This is a genomic window from Turicimonas muris, assembly GCF_002221595.1.
GTDB lineage: Bacteria > Pseudomonadota > Gammaproteobacteria > Burkholderiales > Burkholderiaceae_F > Turicimonas > Turicimonas muris.
On record NZ_NHMP01000005.1, the window covers coordinates 25,924 to 43,562 of the forward strand.

Annotated in this window: 16 protein-coding genes; 10 read left to right on the top strand and 6 right to left on the bottom strand. The window is 45.9% G+C overall.

Annotation, left to right across the window (positions count from 1 at the left end):
* Window positions 1-61: 61 nt before the first annotated feature.
* The gene (metK, locus tag ADH67_RS08705; protein WP_066594269.1) at window positions 62-1,249 is read right to left on the bottom strand and encodes a methionine adenosyltransferase; all 1,188 of its coding nucleotides are present in this window, start codon (window positions 1,247-1,249) and stop codon (window positions 62-64) included.
* Window positions 1,250-1,465: 216 nt separating this feature from the next.
* Here metK and ADH67_RS08710 point away from each other — a divergent pair, with 216 nt between their 5' ends.
* The 4 genes from ADH67_RS08710 to ADH67_RS08725 are packed head-to-tail and all read left to right on the top strand — an operon-like array spanning window position 1,466 to window position 5,239.
* Window positions 1,466-2,374, top strand: coding sequence for a lysophospholipid acyltransferase family protein (locus ADH67_RS08710; RefSeq protein ID WP_066594270.1), 909 nt, complete (start codon window positions 1,466-1,468; stop codon window positions 2,372-2,374).
* Window positions 2,375-2,434: 60 nt separating this feature from the next.
* The gene (gene dapF, locus ADH67_RS08715; RefSeq protein WP_066594273.1) at window positions 2,435-3,286 is read left to right on the top strand and encodes a diaminopimelate epimerase; all 852 of its coding nucleotides are present in this window, start codon (window positions 2,435-2,437) and stop codon (window positions 3,284-3,286) included.
* Between the two features lie 10 nt (window positions 3,287-3,296).
* The gene (locus ADH67_RS08720) at window positions 3,297-3,998 is read left to right on the top strand and encodes a DUF484 family protein (protein ID WP_066594274.1); all 702 of its coding nucleotides are present in this window, start codon (window positions 3,297-3,299) and stop codon (window positions 3,996-3,998) included.
* Window positions 3,999-4,003: 5 nt separating this feature from the next.
* Window positions 4,004-5,239: a class I SAM-dependent rRNA methyltransferase gene (locus tag ADH67_RS08725; RefSeq protein WP_066594275.1), complete on the top strand. Its 1,236-nt coding sequence runs from the start codon at window positions 4,004-4,006 to the stop codon at window positions 5,237-5,239.
* A gap of 53 nt (window positions 5,240-5,292) precedes the next feature.
* Here ADH67_RS08725 and ADH67_RS08730 read toward each other — a convergent pair whose 3' ends face one another.
* Window positions 5,293-6,093 (bottom strand): aspartate dehydrogenase domain-containing protein, encoded by an 801-nt coding sequence (locus ADH67_RS08730; protein ID WP_066594277.1) that lies wholly within the window; start codon window positions 6,091-6,093, stop codon window positions 5,293-5,295.
* Between the two features lie 330 nt (window positions 6,094-6,423).
* Here ADH67_RS08730 and ADH67_RS08735 point away from each other — a divergent pair, with 330 nt between their 5' ends.
* Both ADH67_RS08735 and dksA read left to right on the top strand, forming a co-directional pair.
* Window positions 6,424-7,569, top strand: coding sequence for a CobW family GTP-binding protein (locus ADH67_RS08735; RefSeq protein WP_066594279.1), 1,146 nt, complete (start codon window positions 6,424-6,426; stop codon window positions 7,567-7,569).
* A 226-nt stretch (window positions 7,570-7,795) separates the two neighbouring features.
* The gene (dksA, locus tag ADH67_RS08740) at window positions 7,796-8,245 is read left to right on the top strand and encodes an RNA polymerase-binding protein DksA (RefSeq protein ID WP_066595946.1); all 450 of its coding nucleotides are present in this window, start codon (window positions 7,796-7,798) and stop codon (window positions 8,243-8,245) included.
* Window positions 8,246-8,512: 267 nt separating this feature from the next.
* On the opposite strand, the gene ADH67_RS08745 is transcribed toward dksA, so the two are convergent.
* Entirely contained in the window at window positions 8,513-8,986 is a 474-nt protein-coding gene (locus ADH67_RS08745; protein ID WP_066594281.1) for a hypothetical protein, read from the bottom strand.
* A gap of 291 nt (window positions 8,987-9,277) precedes the next feature.
* On the opposite strand from ADH67_RS08745, the gene ADH67_RS08750 reads away from it, so the two are divergent.
* Window positions 9,278-10,216, top strand: coding sequence for an AEC family transporter (locus ADH67_RS08750; protein ID WP_066594282.1), 939 nt, complete (start codon window positions 9,278-9,280; stop codon window positions 10,214-10,216).
* A 27-nt stretch (window positions 10,217-10,243) separates the two neighbouring features.
* Here the strand turns inward: ADH67_RS08750 and ADH67_RS08755 are convergent, their stop codons facing one another.
* From ADH67_RS08755 to ADH67_RS08765, 3 genes are all read right to left on the bottom strand, one after another.
* A complete protein-coding gene (locus ADH67_RS08755; protein WP_066594284.1) occupies window positions 10,244-11,017 on the bottom strand; it encodes a GntR family transcriptional regulator in 774 nt (257 codons plus the stop codon).
* Window positions 11,018-11,088: 71 nt separating this feature from the next.
* Window positions 11,089-12,369, bottom strand: a complete 1,281-nt coding sequence (locus tag ADH67_RS08760; protein ID WP_066594286.1) for an amidohydrolase — start codon at window positions 12,367-12,369, stop codon at window positions 11,089-11,091.
* Window positions 12,370-12,383: 14 nt separating this feature from the next.
* Window positions 12,384-13,631: an L-lactate MFS transporter gene (locus tag ADH67_RS08765; protein WP_066594287.1), complete on the bottom strand. Its 1,248-nt coding sequence runs from the start codon at window positions 13,629-13,631 to the stop codon at window positions 12,384-12,386.
* Between the two features lie 227 nt (window positions 13,632-13,858).
* Between ADH67_RS08765 and dcuC the strand changes: the two genes are divergently transcribed.
* From dcuC to ADH67_RS08785, 3 genes are all read left to right on the top strand, one after another.
* On the top strand, window positions 13,859-15,127 hold the full coding sequence (gene dcuC, locus ADH67_RS08770; protein WP_066594289.1) for a C4-dicarboxylate transporter DcuC: 1,269 nt from the start codon (window positions 13,859-13,861) through the stop codon (window positions 15,125-15,127).
* A 32-nt stretch (window positions 15,128-15,159) separates the two neighbouring features.
* The gene (locus tag ADH67_RS08775) at window positions 15,160-16,257 is read left to right on the top strand and encodes a porin (RefSeq protein WP_066594291.1); all 1,098 of its coding nucleotides are present in this window, start codon (window positions 15,160-15,162) and stop codon (window positions 16,255-16,257) included.
* A 256-nt stretch (window positions 16,258-16,513) separates the two neighbouring features.
* Window positions 16,514-17,638, top strand: coding sequence for an alanine racemase (locus ADH67_RS08785; RefSeq protein ID WP_066594294.1), 1,125 nt, complete (start codon window positions 16,514-16,516; stop codon window positions 17,636-17,638).
* The last annotated feature ends 1 nt before the right edge of the window (window position 17,639 follow it).

Genomic DNA, 17,639 nt, shown 5'->3' on the forward strand with positions numbered 1-17,639 from the left:
TGATCGCAAAAAATCCCATCCTTTTGTTGAGGAATGGGATTTTTTGATTGGTGAGAAAAAATTACTTATCGAGTCCGGCAGCCTTTCTCAATTCTGCAGCCTTGTCGGTACGTTCCCATGTGAATTCCGGTTCTTCTCTTCCAAAGTGGCCATATGCAGCTGTTTTGCTGTAAATCGGGCGCTGCAGATCAAGCATTTTGATGATGCCGGCAGGGCGAAGATCAAAATGTTCACGAACTAATTCAGCGATTTTTTCATCAGGAATGACACCTGTGCCTTCAGTGTAGACCGTAATATTGACAGGTTTAGCAACACCGATAGCATAAGCAACTTGAATTTGGCACTGACGTGCAAGTCCAGCAGCGACAATGTTCTTAGCAACGTAACGGCAAGCATAAGCAGCAGAGCGGTCAACCTTAGTCGGATCTTTGCCGGAGAAAGCACCGCCGCCGTGCGGACAAGCACCGCCGTATGTATCAACGATGATCTTACGGCCGGTTAAACCGCAGTCGCCCTGCGGACCGCCGATAACGAAACGGCCTGTCGGGTTGATCAAGAACTTGGTGTCCTTGAGCATTTCAGGCGGGAATACCGGACGAATAATTTTGTCAATAACTGCCTGAACAAATTCAGGCTTCATTTTTTCTCCGTCGCTCATCTCTGGAGCATGCTGAGTAGACAGAACAACGGTTTCAACGGAATCCGGTTTGCCGTCAACATAGCGCATTGTGACCTGGCTCTTAGCGTCAGGACGCAGATAAGGCATTTCACCGCTGCGGCGCATTAAAGACTGCTGTTCAACAAGTCTATGGGCGTAGTAAATCGGAGCCGGCATCAATGCATCTGTTTCATCGCAGGCATAACCAAACATCAAACCTTGGTCGCCGGCGCCTTTTTCCAAAGGATCGTCCTGAGCGTTGTTGACGCCCTGAGCAATGTCAGGAGATTGTTTATCGTAAGCCACTAATACGGCGCAGCCTTTGTGGTCAATACCGTAGCTGCTGTCGTCATAGCCGATTCTCTTTAAAGTAGCGCGAACGATGTCAGTGTAATTGACGTTGGCTGTCGTGGAAATTTCACCGGCCAGCATAACGGTGCCGGTTGTACACAAAGTCTCGGCTGCGACTCTGGCGGTTGGATCTTGTTCGAGAATGGCATCAAGAATTGCGTCGGAAATCTGGTCTGCCACCTTGTCCGGATGGCCTTCTGAGACGGACTCAGAAGTAAATAAGTATTCGTTTTTAGACATTTGCTGTCACCTAAAAAAATATTTAACACAAAGGAGACAGCGTCATTGAAGAGCTTCTTCAAGACGCTTTAGCGGTTATTTAGCCTTCCGGCAGCGCTCCGCAAGTTGTCCTTTAACTCAGCGCCCGAGAACTATAATCTTTCGCAATGCGAAATACAATCCTAGTTCTTACGTAGAATTGGACTTTAACAGAAAAATATTTCAAAGAACTTAAAAATGGCGAAGAAAAAATCTGCTTTAAACCGTTTCTTTTCTCGGTGTGCTATTGCCATGATGAAGTCAACCTCCGGGTGGAAACAGTCCTCTCGCACCAGAGTTGCTAACTGGCTTGCAGCCGTAGCATGGCATGTCATCCCGAAAAGAAGAAAAGTTACGCTCCGCAACCTGGAACTGTGCTTTCCGGACTGGCCGGCAGAAAAAAGAGAAGAAATCGCAAAAGGCGTATTCAGAAATCTCTTGAGAGCAGCCATTGACCATAGCGTCCTCATTAAGGGTACGCGTGAAGAAGTTCAAAATTACGTTAAGTTTGAAGGGAAAGAAGAGTTTCTAAAACTGACTCAAGAACACCCGGTCATCGTGGTCACTCCCCACTTTGTAGGCTTAGACCAGGGAGGAATCGGCATCAATACGTTCTATCGCGGCTGCTCTCTTTATCAGCCGCAGTCCAATCCGCTTTGGGATAAGGTTTTCTACGATGCTAGAAAAAGATTTTCCGACCCTGTCCTAATCCCGAAATCCAATTCCGCCATGAAGGAAGTAATTCGAGCCATTCGTTCCGGTTTATCTTTTTACTACCTCCCGGATATGGATCACGGCAAAAGAAACTCCATCTTTGTTCCTTTTTTCGGCGTCCCGGCCGCTACCCTACCCATGGTTTCAAAGCTGGCTAAATTGACAAAAGCCAAAGTCATTTGGGGAATTGCTGAAACTACACCGGACGGCTACACTATGCATCTATCGGCTCCTTTGGAGAATTTTCCCACGGATGACGCTGAGGCTGATACGCTTCGAATAACTCAAGAATTGGAAAAATTTATTCTGAAACACCCCGATCAATATCTTTGGTCGCACAGAAGATTCAAAACTAGACCGGACGGTGAACCGTCAGTTTACGAAAACCTATGAAGAACCGCGTCCAAGGCCTTAAAATAGTTGTTTAACTCCCGACTTTTCTAAGAGGTCTTCGTGAAGATTAAGTTTTCAAAAATGCAGGGGGCCGGCAACGATTTTGTCGTTATCGACTCGACTAAAGAACAATTCAGCTTATCGCCGGAAAATATTAGATTTTTAGCCGACAGGCACTTCGGAGTCGGTGCTGACCAAGTCCTAGTCATCGAGAAAACCGAACTTCCAGACGTTGACTTCAAGTACAGAATTTTCAACCACGACGGCGGAGAAGTTGAACAGTGCGGCAACGGCGCAAGGTGTTTTGCACGATATGTTCACAACAAAGGCCTCACGGATAAGAAGAAAATCAAGGTAGAAACCGTCAAAGAAATCATTGAACCGGAGCTATTGGACGATGGCTCCGTTAGAGTCATGATGAATACTCCTTCTTTCCGTCCTTCTGATCTGCCGTTTAATCCTAAAGGTCTTCCCGAGAGAGAAATCAACGGAGAAAAGCAGTGGGCAGTGTCCTTTCAAGGAAAACTTTGGTGGTTCTCGATCTCCTCCATCGGAAACCCCCACGTCACTATTCAAGTTGAAAATTTAGACGAGACTCCGATTAAAGAGCTTGGTTCTTTCATTGAAAACCACCCGGCCTTTCCTGCCCGTGTAAATGTCGGCTTTCTTCAAATCCAAGATCCTCATCACGGCAAATTCGCCGTATGGGAAAGAGGAGCCGGACAGACTTTAGCTTGCGGAACGGGAAACTGTGCCGCTGCGGCTACAGCTATCAAAAACGAGGCGATGGAAAGTCCTGTGGCGCTGGAAAATCTTGGCGGTACCTTAACCCTCGAATGGGAAGGCGAAGGAATGAACATTTACCTTCGCGGTCCTGCCGAAATGGTGTTTGACAGTGAAATCGAAATATAGATGAGGCGCTATGGCAGACGATATTGAACTTCCTGAAGGATTGAATCCTGCTCAGTTTGTCAAAGATTATCTGTTGAAAAATCCGGAATATTTCCGTACTCATTCAGATGTTTTTTGCAGACTGGTACCTCCGCGTCAAAATCGAGAAGGGACTCGAAGCATTATTGAATGCCAAAATGAAGTTCTAAGGGCAAGTCTCACGACTTATGAGCTGCGTGAGGAAGAAATCGCAGCGCGTGAAAGAGAGCTGGAAAGGAAACAAGCCGGCCTGTCAAAGTCTCTCCTTGAAATGGCGGTAGCCCTCGTCTCTGCCACTAAAGACTACGAGATTCCCGCAATCTTGTTGGAGCAATTCAAAAAGTTCTTCAAGGTTCAGAACGGTATCCTTCGTCTTTGGCTTTACCGCACGGAATTCGAAGGGCAGCCCTTTACTAAGCGCTTTTCCGAAGAGGTTGAGTCAGAGATCTCCGAAATGCCTGAAATGTTTATCGGAGAAAATTCAGGTTCAGAAATTGCTTCATGGTTTGGAGTACCAATCTCCGAAACCAAAGGAGTCATTCTCATTCCAATTAAAGCGCCAAATGGAATGACATTCGGTGCAATTTGTCTAGCTTCGTCTGACGTTTCTACATTCAAGGCCTCTGACGTTCAAGATTTCCTGTCAGGTGCGCTGCCGCTTGCTGAGGCAGCCTTGCTGCGTTTAACCAGATAACTCATATGAAAACTAATATTCCTACTTTAATTCTTAAACCCGGAAAAGAGCGTGCTCTTCTCAGAAGACATCCTTGGGTTTATTCCACCGGCGTAGCTAATGTAAAAGGAAAACCTCAGAGCGGCGACACCATCAAAATCGTTGACAACAAAGGCAACTTTTTAGCGTGGGGAGCTTATTCTCCGGAATCAGCCTTACGCGCCCGCTGCTGGTCGTTTAACGAAAAAGATATCATCAATGAAGAATGGATTCGTGCACGCGTATTTGAGGCGATTCGCTCCCGAGATGATCTTAAGAGCCGTACCAATGCCATTCGCTTGATCTTTGGCGAGGCCGATTTCTTGCCGGGGCTTATCGTCGACCAATACGACACACAGTTGGTCACCCAATTTCAGGCTGCAGGTGTCGAAAAATGGCGTTCTGAAATCGGAAAGGCATTGACCGATGCAACCGGCCTCACACAGGTTTTCGACAGATCTGATGCAGCTACACGCGCCCGCGAAGGACTCCCAGAGAGAAAAGAAGTTCTTGAGGGAGAAGAACCTCCGGAAAAAATTCAAATCGATGAAGACGGAATTCTTTACGGCGTTGATGTCCGTATGGGCCATAAGACCGGTTTCTATGTTGACCAGAGGGACAACCGCCGCCTTGCACGCCAATTAGCTGAAACCTTCCGAAAAGTTCACGGCAGAGGCATGCGTGCTTTGAATTGCTTCTGCTATACCGGCGGCTTCTCTCTTGCCTTAGCGAAAGGCGGCGCTGAAGAAGTCATTTCTATTGATTCTTCTGCCGATGCACTTGAAATGGCCAAGTCCAACGCCAAACTCAACGAATTTAACGAATCTCAGATGAAATGGGTTGAGGCTAACGTCTTCGAGCAGCTCAGAAAATATAGAGATGCCGGAGAAAAATTTGATTTGGTGATTTTGGATCCGCCGAAGTTCGCATCCAGCCACCATCATGTAGAAAAAGCCGCCAGAGCATATAAAGATATCAACCTTAATGGTTTGAGACTCTTAAACGAAGGCGGTCAGCTTCTGACTTTCTCCTGCTCAGGTGCAATAGATGTCGACTTGTTCCAAAAAATCGTCGCAGGTGCGGTAATCGATGCAAAGACCGATGCATGGATGATTTCAAGACTAGGGGCAGGATCTGACCATCCTCTCTTAATGACTCATCCGGAAGGCGAATATCTGAAAGGACTTCATTTAGTCAGCCGCGGCGCCAATACCGCCGGTTAACAAAAGCCGACAAAGAAACGGGAGCTGCAAAGCCCCTTTTTCTTGTGTCCGAACTAGAAATAGCGAATCGGGCTGCTCAAATTCTTCAGCAAAGCCAAAACACTTAAGGCCGCAGACACGCTGGACTTCGGATTAGCTTTATCAGGCTTGCTTTCAAAACTCAATGTGGCATTTAGAGTCTCGGACCGCACGCGGATAATATGTTCATTACTGGCACGGCCAGGCTCAGAAACCAAATTTGCCTGAATCTGCTCAGACTCAGACGCTAATTGAGTAGCAATAGCAACATTGACGTTCTTCAGAAAACCTTTAATAGCTTCTTGAGCCGTACCGTCAAATGCAATTTCTCTTTCCGTCTTCGATAGAAGTTTTCCGTGTAGTCCCGGCGAACCTTCGAGTCCTTTCGGATTTTTGCAAGTTTCGATTGAGACTGAATACGGATAATCAGAAAAACTCAAAGTCTGTAGAAAATCCAGGCCGCCGATTGCACCGTTAGCGACATACAAAGCAGCTCCCGACAGCTCAGCCTCAGCTTTGACTTGTTCAAGGGAATGACTATCAGCAAGTGCACCAATAGAAATACAAACGTAGTTTTTGCCGTTCTTTAGGACAGGAATACAAGTTTCTTTGACCGCACCGGCTCCTGCCAGCTCAACGACATATTCGCCGGAGCAGGCAAGAAAATCTTCAAAATCGGTTTTTACTTTGAGGCCAAAACGTTCTTCAAAAGCACTTTTGCTTTTTCCTTCTCTGCCGTAGACGCTGACAAGCTTCCATTCATTGCCGAGCTTCCCAAAATTTTGTACAAAAATCGAAGCTAAGGCGCCGCATCCGATAAGAGAAACAGTTCCCATAATATTTCCTTTAGGTTTTACGGTTAATCTTATTGAAAAAGAAGCTCATCTGAAAAAGTTGTACTTAGAGGTGAGTTAAGAAGAGCTTAGCTTTATAAGGCTAAGGACAAATCAGGTAAAATATGTAACCATTTGCAATCTAGGTTATGCCCGCCCTGCGGGTTCTCACTCAATTTGAGAAGCTGGATTTGTTAAGAGGAAGACGTATTTTTACCTTTAATCTCTTGACAGAGGTAATAGAATTGCTTGCTTGGAGAAGATGTCATTATTTCCTTCAGAAGATATTTATAGGAGAAAATCAAAGGCATCCTTCTTATTGGAGGTTTAGAAATGGACAAGATGATTCCTGTTACTATCATTACAGGTTTTCTTGGAGCTGGTAAAACAACTCTGTTAAACCGCATTCTCAAAGAAGAACACGGTCAGAAAATCGCCGTTATTGAAAACGAGTTCGGTGAAGCAGCTATCGACAGCGATCTGCTCGTCACTAATGAAGACGAAGAAATTATCACCATGAGCAACGGGTGCATTTGCTGCACTATTCGAGGTGACCTCGCAGAAAATCTAATCAAACTCGCTGAAAGAAGAGAAAGAGGCGAAGCCAACTTTGACCGAGTCATCATTGAAACTACCGGCGTAGCCGATCCTGGTCCGGTTGCTCAAACCTTCTTTATGGATGAAGCTGTCAGCGAAAAATACATGGTTGACGGCATCATTACCGTCGTTGATGCAATCAACGGTACAAGAACACTCAACGAATCTGAAGAAGCGCAGTCCCAAGTTGGCTTTGCCGACAGACTGCTTCTCTCTAAAGTAGACATTGCCGACAAAGAAGTCGTCCAAGATTTGACTGATAGGCTACACCATATCAACCCGAGAGCTCCGATTATTGAATGCAACATGGGCAACATTGATATAAACGAAGTACTCGATATCCATGGATTTAATCTTGATGCAGCTCTCGAGCTCGACCCGGATTTCTTAAAAGAAGAAGCACCGGAATGCTGCGAACATGATCACCACGATCATGAAGAAGGATGCTGCTGCGGCCATCACCATGATCATCACCACAATGATGATCATTGCACCTGCGGTCATCACCACGGCGAACACGATGAAGGCTGCTCCTGCCATGACCATCACGATCATCATGCGCACAGCACAAAAGCTCGCTACGATGATGAAATTTCAGCCTTCATGTTCCATTCAGACAAACCGTTTGACCCGGCTCGTTTGGACAGCTATATGAGATCCCTGACAGGAGTCTATGGTCCTGACATGCTTAGATATAAAGGCGTCCTTTACATGGCCGGAACAAACCGCAAGATGATTTTCCAAGGCGTACATATGCTTATGGCCGCCGACTTAGGAAAGCCGTGGGGAGACGAAAAGCCATCTTCCAAGATTGTCTTTATCGGACGCCGCTTGCCTAAGAAATCAATCATTCAGGGCTTAGAAACCTGCTTAGCAGAATAATTTATTAGTAAACATTAGTTATAGGGAAAATAACATGGCAACAAAACGTAGCGCCACAGTTAAAAAAACCGCTGCAGCTGAATCCAGCGTTAAAAAGACGTCTACACAAAAAGCCTTTGAAGACGCTGCCGAAATTGCTCCTTTAGTTCAGACACACAAGTCCAACGGCGGAAACGTCGTCGATGAAAAAGAAGCTCAGAAAGCAGCTGAATTCTTAATGGACTCTATGGCCAATAAGACTCAGGGCGGCATTATTGTTGACGGAATCGAAATCCCGACACTGGCTGAACTCTTAAGCATGCCGGAAGAAGACTACATGAACGAAAGACAGGTCGCCTTCTTCAAGCACCTTCTCAGAGAAAGAGAAGCTCAGCTGAAGGAAAATGCAGGTCAGACCACAGAAAACCTTCGTGAAAACACAATTATTCCGGATCCTTCCGACCGCGCCACTGTTGAAGAAGAACATGCTTTGGAACTCCGCACCCGTGATCGTGAAAGAAAACTTCTGAAGAAAGTTCAAGAAGCGCTTAAGCGTTTGGACAAGGGTGAATACGGCTGGTGCGAAGAAACCGGCGATCCAATCGGTATTCCACGTCTTTTAGCTCGCCCGACTGCAACTCTCTCTTTGGAAGCTCAGCAAAGAAGAGAAATGCGTCAGAAGCTCTACGGGGATTAATCCACGCTTTGCTCTTCGCTGAAGCCAGTCTATCTGTGCTTCAGCAGAAACTGACACAAATGGCTTATTGCCGGCAGGCAATAAGCCATTTTGCTTAAAAGTCGTGGAATAGGACCGTACGGCGGTAACAGCCAGAAAAAATCACTCTTTAAGCACAGAGTCTCAGCCTCAAAAGCGAAAGCTCAAAAACAGCGGAACTATTTCACACATTAATGCAAGATGGTTCACAAGAATTCCAAACCAGACTGTTATTCATCCGGTGTCTTATTAATCATCATCGTGGTGATGATGATGTTTTTTGAAATGCTTCTTGAAGTGTTTCTCCATTTTCTTGTGGTGCTTCCACTCCTTCTCCATATGCTTGTAATAATGTTCATCGTGTCTTGGATGATAGCGAGGACCGTACTCCTGCTCGTACCACGAGTTCTTCACAAAGAAAACAGGACGTTCGCAGGCACCGTATCGTCCACAATACTTCCTCCAAGACTTCCGCTGAAAATTAGGCACCCGCAGATAAATAGGTTCTGCTGCGACAACAACCGGCCCGACGGCAATTACCGGCTGAACATTCCATAACTGAGGGACCATGCCGGAAACCATAGGAATCGGTCCGAAATATCCGGGTGCTCCTACATTCACATTTAAGTCAAAGTGCACGCCGGCGGTTGCATTAAATGCAAGCAGCCAAGAGGCACAGAACAAACTGAACCAGCCGCAAATCTTTCCTAGAACTTTCCTCATTTTGTCCTCTTGGAAAAGTTATCTTGAAACGAGGATATCAAAGAAAATGTTGCTAAGTAAGTGATTATACCTATATGGAGACTAACTTATGCTCAAATTAAGTGACTTCTATCCGGTCAAAATCATTTAAGAAAAAGAAACAAAACCTTCATCCAGGCTAACGAAATGAGGACCTTCCTGTAGAAGAGCGACTTTTTTCCCTTAAATTCGTTTAAATACCAAACTTTGATCTAAAGTTAAGAATAATATTTCATAACTTAGCAAGTTAGTATTTACATTCCCAAGAAGAAAATGTTCGCACAAAATTTTTTGGTTGCCTTCCCTTTGTTTGCTCTGATAGGGCTCGGATTTTTGTGTACTAAACTAAACCTTCTTACGGATTCTGTTGGCACAGGTCTTTCTAAGTATGCCTTTGTCATTGCTCTGCCGATGCTGCTATTTAATGTCATGAGCAATATCACGCACTTGCCTCCTCCGAACTGGTTTATTGCAATTGCTTTTTTTGGGTCTTGCTTCATCGTTTTTGTAATAGGAAGAGTCATCGGCGACAGGTTCTTAAAATTAAATGGAGAAGGGCAAACGATCTTTGGGATGGCTGGAGTCTTCTCAAATAATGTCCAGCTTGGAATTCCTATTGCTATCTCTCTTCTCGGCCAGGAGGCCCTGCCATCGATTGCCGTTATTTTCTCTTTGAACGGTTTCCTGATGTGGACACTGGCCACAATCGCCATTGAAATTAGCAGAAATAAGAGTCCTTCTATTAAAAAAACGATTATTAAAGGGACTTGGTCTACTCTCAAAAATCCGATTGTGGTTGGTATTCTTGCCGGTACGTTATGGGGTTTCACAGGACTTACACTGCCCACCCCCGTTCAAACCGCCGCTAACTTGCTTGGCAACTCAGCATCTACCGTCGCATTATTTGCTGTCGGGATTGGACTGGCCAAGTACAAGCTATCGACCAACTTAGGCTTTTCTCTTTGGATTACCTTATTAAAACTCGGCGTGCAGCCGTTGATTGTTTTGGTTCTCTGCCAACTAATTGGGTTAGGGCCGCTAGAAACAAAAGCCACGTGTCTCATGGCTTGCTTGCCTGTCGGCGTCAACGTCTACATCATGTCTCAAGAATTTAACGTTTTACAAGGCGCAACCGCAAATGCTTTGCTCATCACAACTACTCTGGCCTGTCTCACTGTACCGCTGACTTTGGCGGTATTCGGCCTCATGTAAACTCAAAGAACTCCTCCGGTCCTTGATTCAAGCCTCCGGCATCGGTGCGTAGTGATATTTGTCAGTGATACATAACTGTCTGTGGTATTCAACCGGCTCATCATTTACCGTGTAAGCAATTCTGCGGATTTCTATAACCGGGGTAGGAGACGGCATTGAAAACATGTAGCAAAGATTAGGTGGTAAAAGAGCAGCCTTAATCGTTTCTTCACATCGACCGATAGAGACTCCTAGTTCGGTTTGGTAGAAAGAATATAGAAGCTTTTCTTTGTGATTGAGAAGGTTCTCTTGTGTCAGCTTCTCGAACTCTTTGCCCCTTGCCCAAATTTCATCAAAAGTCACTAAACCGGAAGAAGCCATCAGAGCACGGGCCGTATGGACCACCAAGTCCTCGGATGTCTGCTTCAAAATCGTTTGGATTTCTAAAGGAGCGACAACACGATCGAAGAATAGAAGTTTAGTTGCAGTCGGAACACATTCATCTTTTTCCGGATCATCGGGAACCAGCTTGATGTAGCGCTTTTGAAAGTGCGCCTCATTAGCTCGCATCTCCGCCACAAAAGTTCCTTTGCCTTGACGGCGAATAAGGGCGCCTTTGTCAACCAAAAGATTTAAAGCCCGCCTCATCGTTCCTTGACTAACATTAAAAGAATGGGCTAGCTCGATTTCATTGGGAAGCATCTCTCCGGGGGCCCATTTGCCATGACAGATCATTTCGGCAAGAGTCTTACTTACTTGCTCAAACAGAGTCAATCTTTGCGGAAAAACAAAATCGCTTTCAATCAAAGAGAAATTGTCCATTTGAGCAGCTCCCGAAGAAATTCTTAGTTATTATGTAGGGCAGTTCGTCTTGCTTCCCAGATCTGATTTTACTAATTTGGCAACTTATTAACCACCTGAGCTATACCCTTATAGATCTCAAAGGCATTAGGCAAACTTTGTTCGTCTTGAATATCAAAATTCGAACGGTGATGGCCTTTGTGATTGCAGCCGTAAAGAATAAATGCTGCTTTTCCGCCATTCTTAATTACTCTGCTTAAGAATAAGGCACAGTCCTCAGAGCCTGATGGACAATGGATCCTTGGAACCAGTTTAACGTTTGGGATCTTCGCCATCACCTCTTCGACGGTGTCGAAGAATTCCGGACATGGAGTCAGGGTTATAGATTCACCAGCTAGCTCGACCTTTGACTTAACTCGATAAGACTTATCTATACCGGCGAAAATGTCATAGACAAAATTCTTCATGAAGTCGTTAACCTCTTTAGTCTCCCCTCTGACTTCCATTTGAATCTTGGCATGAGCCGGAACTACATTTCTGCCTTCACCGGCGTGAAGAGTTCCAACAGAAACCCTCGTTGCTCCGTCTCCATGTCTCGGAATTCCTTGCAGCATCATGGATGCAGCGCAAGCTGCCATCAAGGCATTGTTGCCAAGCTGTGGACAGTTTCCGGCATGGGCGGCTTTGCCCTCAATTGTTACATCAAACTTGGAAGAAGCCAGAAATCCTCCGTCCATTACCGCCACTTCACCTAAACCGATGACGCCGCCGACATGCCCTCCCACAAAGTAGTCAACATCATCAACTATTCCGGCTTCTACCATGGCTCGTGCGCCGCGAACACCCTCTTCTGCCGGTTGGAAAATTAATTTGAATTTTCCGCTGAGGTTGTCTTTGTTATCCCAAATCCAATGTGCCAAAGCAAGTCCGACGGCACTATGACCATCATGTCCGCAGGCGTGCATGAAGCCCGGTCTTTCCGAAGCAAAGCCTAATTTATTAGGAAGATGATCCGGGTCCTTAGATTCACGAACCAGCACGCAGTCGATATCGCTTCTGAAAGCTGTTGTAGGGCCGGGCCGACCGGTATCAATCACTGCAACCGCTCCCGTATATCCCGCACATTCATCAATAAAAGCTTGAGGAACACCATGATTTACCGCTCTGGTTATTGCGTCTTCAACGAGCTGAGGATCTCTTCCGAGGACTTCCTTTTCGTTGATGTTAGCTTTTCCAACAGTAACCGGGATACCCATTTTCCTGAGTTGATCGACAATGTAGTAAGTCGTCTCAAATTCGGTCCATCCTTCTTCGGGACGTTTGTGCAGATGGCGGCGATGAGCAACCATTTCATTGACGTAAACAGAGTTCATGATTTTCTCCAAAGTTATTTAAGGCTGAGTGATCTTTTTTTCAAGTACAGATAGAAACAAGCAAAGGCGATTCCAATAACACTGGCGCTCATGCAGATCCAGTAAGCGAGATCGTTAGAGCCGGACTCTTGAGCCCACTTAATGAGTGCCGGACCGGCAAAGCCGCCGACGCTATAGCCCAAGAACATGAGGGAAAGATTGACGCTGTTGTGCTTGCTGCCGAATTCATCGGCTACCAGACTGGGATAGGTGCCGATAAACGCCCCGTAGCAAAGGCCAATTAAAACGATTCCAATGAAGAAGGAACTCACTTTAGACGCGTTGGCCTGAGTCAGCAAAACAAAGCCCACAAGTGCAAGCACAAGCATCACGATCAAGGTTTGGACTCTGCCGAATTTGTCAGAAACCGCACCGGAAATAAAACGTCCGAACGTATTTGCCACAGAAATCACGGATACAGCAGTAGCTGCTGCGCCCAAACCTAAACCGATTTGATTCTGAGCAATCCCGGCGAGACTGGAAATAAGCATCAAACCCATTGTTGAGCCGGTAATAAACAAAGCAAACAGAGGAATGAACAAGGGGGACTTCAACATTCCAACCCAGTTAGTTTCAATGCCGGTACATTTGGAACCGGATGACAGAGCGGCGAAGCTATCTGCAAAATGTTCCGGGCACTTATCGGTGAAAGCGGCGCAAACGGGGATGAATATTCCGGAGAAAATTCCGAAATAGAGGCAAGTCGAAGAAATACCGGACACTTCAATTAATCTATTGATTGCAAACGGAAGCAATGCAGCGCCAATACCCAAAGAAGCCGTCACCAAACCGCCGGCAAATCCTTTTTTGTCTGGGAAAAATTTAACTGCACTGTTGATGGTGCAGCCGTTAACCATTCCGGTACCAATACCGACACAAAGACCGTAGCCGATATAAAGCATGTTCAATGAAGATGAGAAACCGCAGATGATGTATCCGAGACCTATCATCACACCGCCTGCAATTACGACCAACTTTGGTCCGAGGCGATCGTTAATAAATCCGCCGGCCAGCATTAGAAAAGGTGTTACACCGGCAGCCAAGCCAAATACCTGTCCAAGATCCGATGCTGTAAAAGAACTTCCGCTGAGCTCATTTAGGCGAACTGCTAAAGGACCGGCAAAAACACTCCAAATATAAAGAGCACCGGTACAGAAATTAATGGCACAAAAGAGGAAGAGAAATAACCAACGTTTTTTCTTTAAGTCGTTCCAATCGTTCATAGAGATTCCTTATCTGTTCTGAGGGAAAGTCTAGAGGAATGTCTAAACTTAACAATAGAATATTTACTTAAATATCAATTGGTTATTCAATATCCGATATCAGATATCCGACATAAGTTGTAAAACAAAAAACGTACCGATTTTCCGAATGGGCCTGCAAGAGAGCCATTCCTAGACTTGTAAATATCTTCACAACCAATCCCATCAACTACAATTCAGAGGTTTACATGTCACTCAATATTGGCTTTGCTCTTCTGACGGTTCTCGTTACGATTTATGCATTAATAAAGCGCTATGAAACCCGCTTTGTTCTGCTTGCTGCCGGTTTTGCCATGGCTATCTTCTCTCTTAAGCCCATGATTGCGTTCCAGCAGTTTGATGCATCGATGACAAAATCATCTTTAATCATTGCGATCTGCTCCGCAATGGGTTTTGCCGCCACTATCTCTTTAACTAAGTGCGATGTTCATTTAGTCGCTCTACTGACCAGACCACTCCGCAAGCTCGGCGTATTTCTTCTCCCTGCCTGCATGGTCGTGACAAGTTTCTGTGCCGTTGCGATCCCTTCTACAGCTGGTCTTTGCGCTGCTGTCGGGCCGTCTTTGATTCCAATCTTGATTCGTGCCGGTTTTAAACCTGCTATCGCAGCCGCAGCTATCGTTTGCTCCACTACCCCAGCCCTTTTCAACCCCGGCGTAGCCCACAACGTCTTTGTTGCGAAACTTGCCGATATGGAAGTTATGGCATTCATCACCAAGTTCTTCATGCCTTTAGCAGGTTTCTCCATTGCTATTATTGTCGGCTTAACTGTCATCTGTTTCCTTTACCGCGATTACAAAAAGCCGGTAAATACAGGTACTAAAGTTGTCCAAGAAAAAGAAGTCAGCAATCTTCCTGCTAAAGTTAACCTCTTCTATGCCATTGCCCCGCTGGTTCCTGTTGCTATTCTTCTCTACGTCTCTTTGTACACCACAATGAAGATGAGCGTTGCAACAGCCATGCTTATTGGTACAGCTTATGCTCTGGTAATTACGCGCTCCAACCCTGCCGAAGTCACTAAAAAATTCTTTGACGGTATGGGTAAAGGCTACGGGAACATTCTAGGCATCATCATTGCTGCAGGCGTCTTCGCAGCCGGTTTGAAAGCTGCAGGCGTCGTTGACATGCTCGTTGAAGCTCTGACTTCTGCCAATCATCTTGCCAGAATCGGCGGTGCCTTCGGTCCTTACCTCATGGGTGTCCTGACAGGTTCAGGCGACGCTGCGGCGTTTGCCTTCAACGAAGCTGTTACCCCAAACGCTGCTAAATTCGGTCTGCAAATTGCTGACTTAGGCTGGCTCGCCGTCATCTGCGGTTCATTCGGACGACTTTCTTCTCCACTTGCCGGCGGCGTCATTCTAGTTGCAGGTATGGCAGGCGTTAATCCAATGGAAATCGTTAAACGGAGCGCTCCTGTAATGCTCTGTGTCTTATTCGCCGCCTACTTCCTTCTCTAATTATTGAAATCAACCACTATCAGGAACCAATCATGAACTTACATCATTACGCTGCTTCTGCCGGCTTTGCCTTACTTGCTATCTCTACAGCCATGGCATCTTCCGTAACCATTTACGGCAGAATAGACACAGGTGTCGTATACAACAACTACGGCGGCGACACTCATAAACCTTCTACTGTCTCAATGGAATCCGGATTGAATACTGCATCCCGTATCGGCATCAGAGGAATCGAAGAAATCAACTCAGACATATCTGTCCAATTCCGTCTCGAAAACCGTTTTGCTTCTGATACCGGCGCTTTGAAAGGAGGCTCTAAAGGAGACAAAATCTTTGAAGGATGCTCCTACCTTGGCTTGACCAGCAAATCTTTGGGAGAGGTCTCAATGGGCCGTATCTCAGGAATCGTCTCCGGCTCCGGTGCCTATGACTTGGAATTCTTCATGGATTCCTTTGGAGGCGGCACTTACGGGACAGGCCTAACTCCGGTTAAGTCCTCCCGAATCGATAACATGATCACCTATCGCTCACCCACGTTTGCAGGGTTCCAGACAACTCTCCAATACTCCATGAAAACTGACGGCAATGAAGAAGGCAATGAGAATACATCCGCTGTTAACCGTTTCTATGCCGGCGGCATCCGCTATAACCTCAATAAATTAAATCTAGTTGCTGCCTATGAAGAAACTGACTGGGGAAGAAATACTACTGCCAAGGCTTCCACTAGCAAAAAAGTTGCAACCTTAGGCGGAAGCTACCGCTTTGACCCCGTCACGATCTACCTTCAAGGACAATACTTCAACGGCGTCAATAAACTAGATGGCTTCTCAGAGGCCAAAAACATTAAAGGCTTTGGTATCTACGGTGGCACTCAATTCTGGTTCGGACTTTCTTCCTGGCAATCCATGGTTTACTACCGCAATTACAAAGTTGACACCATCAACGGCATTAACCATCATCGAGCTTCTTTGATTGGCGTAGCTACTAAATACTTGTACCGTCCGTCCAAGAGCATCGATATGTATATCGGTGCAGGGTTCTCCCGCTGGGACGGCCAAAACAGTAAAACTAAGAAGTTTACAAAAGACCACAACATTAACGTATTTACTGGTATTACAAAGTATTTCTAAAGTACTTTGAATGGAGGAGGATGCTGTGCAGGCACCTCCCAGCTCCAAGCGATATTTCCATTTCTCCTGATTGAAGGTTGACCTGACTTTTGAGAGCCAAAGTCAGGTCTTTTTTGCTTGCAACGGTCAAAGGAAACTCTACCCTTGAAAAAAATGAAAATTGTTTTAATTACAGAATTAAAATTAACTAAATTAATCAAACGGCTTTCCAGGCCATACTTTTAGCAAATAAGTTTGGTAATTGAGGAATACCCCCATGGAAATCACAGAGCTCAGAACCCCGTGCCTAATTTTGGATGAAAAGAAATTCAGGGACCATTGCAACTGGATGAAAGATAAATGTAAACGTCTCGGCGTTAATCTTCGCCCTCACTTGAAAACGGGAAAAAGCAGAGAAGTAGCCCTTTGCCAAATGATTAGCCAGGAAGGCCCAGCCACCGTTTCTACCTTGTTGGAAGCAGAAAATTTCTTCAGTTGGGGAGTCAGAGATCTAATTTATGCGGTCGGCATCTCGCCGAGTAAATTCAGCCGCGCCGCTGAGCTAATCAAAAAAGGCTGCAGGCTTAAAGTCATTCTAGACAACGTCGAAACAGCCAAAGCCTTAAGCAACTTCTGCGAAAAAAGTCATATTGAAATCCCTGTGCTGATTGAAATTGATTGCGACGGCCATCGTTCAGGTGTGAAACCGGTTTCTCCCGACCTCATTGGAATTGCCAGCGCCCTAACAGACGGTGCAAAACTTGTCGGCGTCCTCACTCATGCCGGAGACTCCTACGGATGTGTGGGAAGCAAGGCATGCAGAAAAGCCGCAGAGAACGAACGCGACTCTATTGTTTTAGCCGCAAACCGTCTGAAAGAAGCAGGGTTCAATATCGAAATTATCAGTGTAGGCTCCACTCCCACTGCCACTTTTGCTGAGAATTGGGCTGGCTGCACTGAGGTTCGATGCGGTGTTTACTGTATCGGCGATTTGGTCATGGCAGGTGTCGGCGTTTACAAGCTTGAAGATTTAGCTTTATCTCTGCTCGTCGAAGTCATCGGGCACCAAAAAGAAAAAGGATGGGTCATTACCGATGGCGGATGGATGGCTCTCTCAAGAGACCGAGGAACCGCCTCCCAGGCTGTTGATTATGGATACGGTGCGGTTTGTGATGTAAACGGCAAGATTCTTGACAATCTCTATGTCAAGCTTGCAAATCAAGAGCATGGAGTTATCGTTAACAGAACCGGAGAGGCAATCTCTCCCGAAGACTTTCCGGTGGGCACCAAACTTCGGATATTGCCGAATCACGCTTGCGCTATGGCAGCCCAGCATCACAGCTACCATGTAGTTAACGATGGAAAGGTTATTGCCGAATGGCCTAGATTCTGCGGCTGGTAAT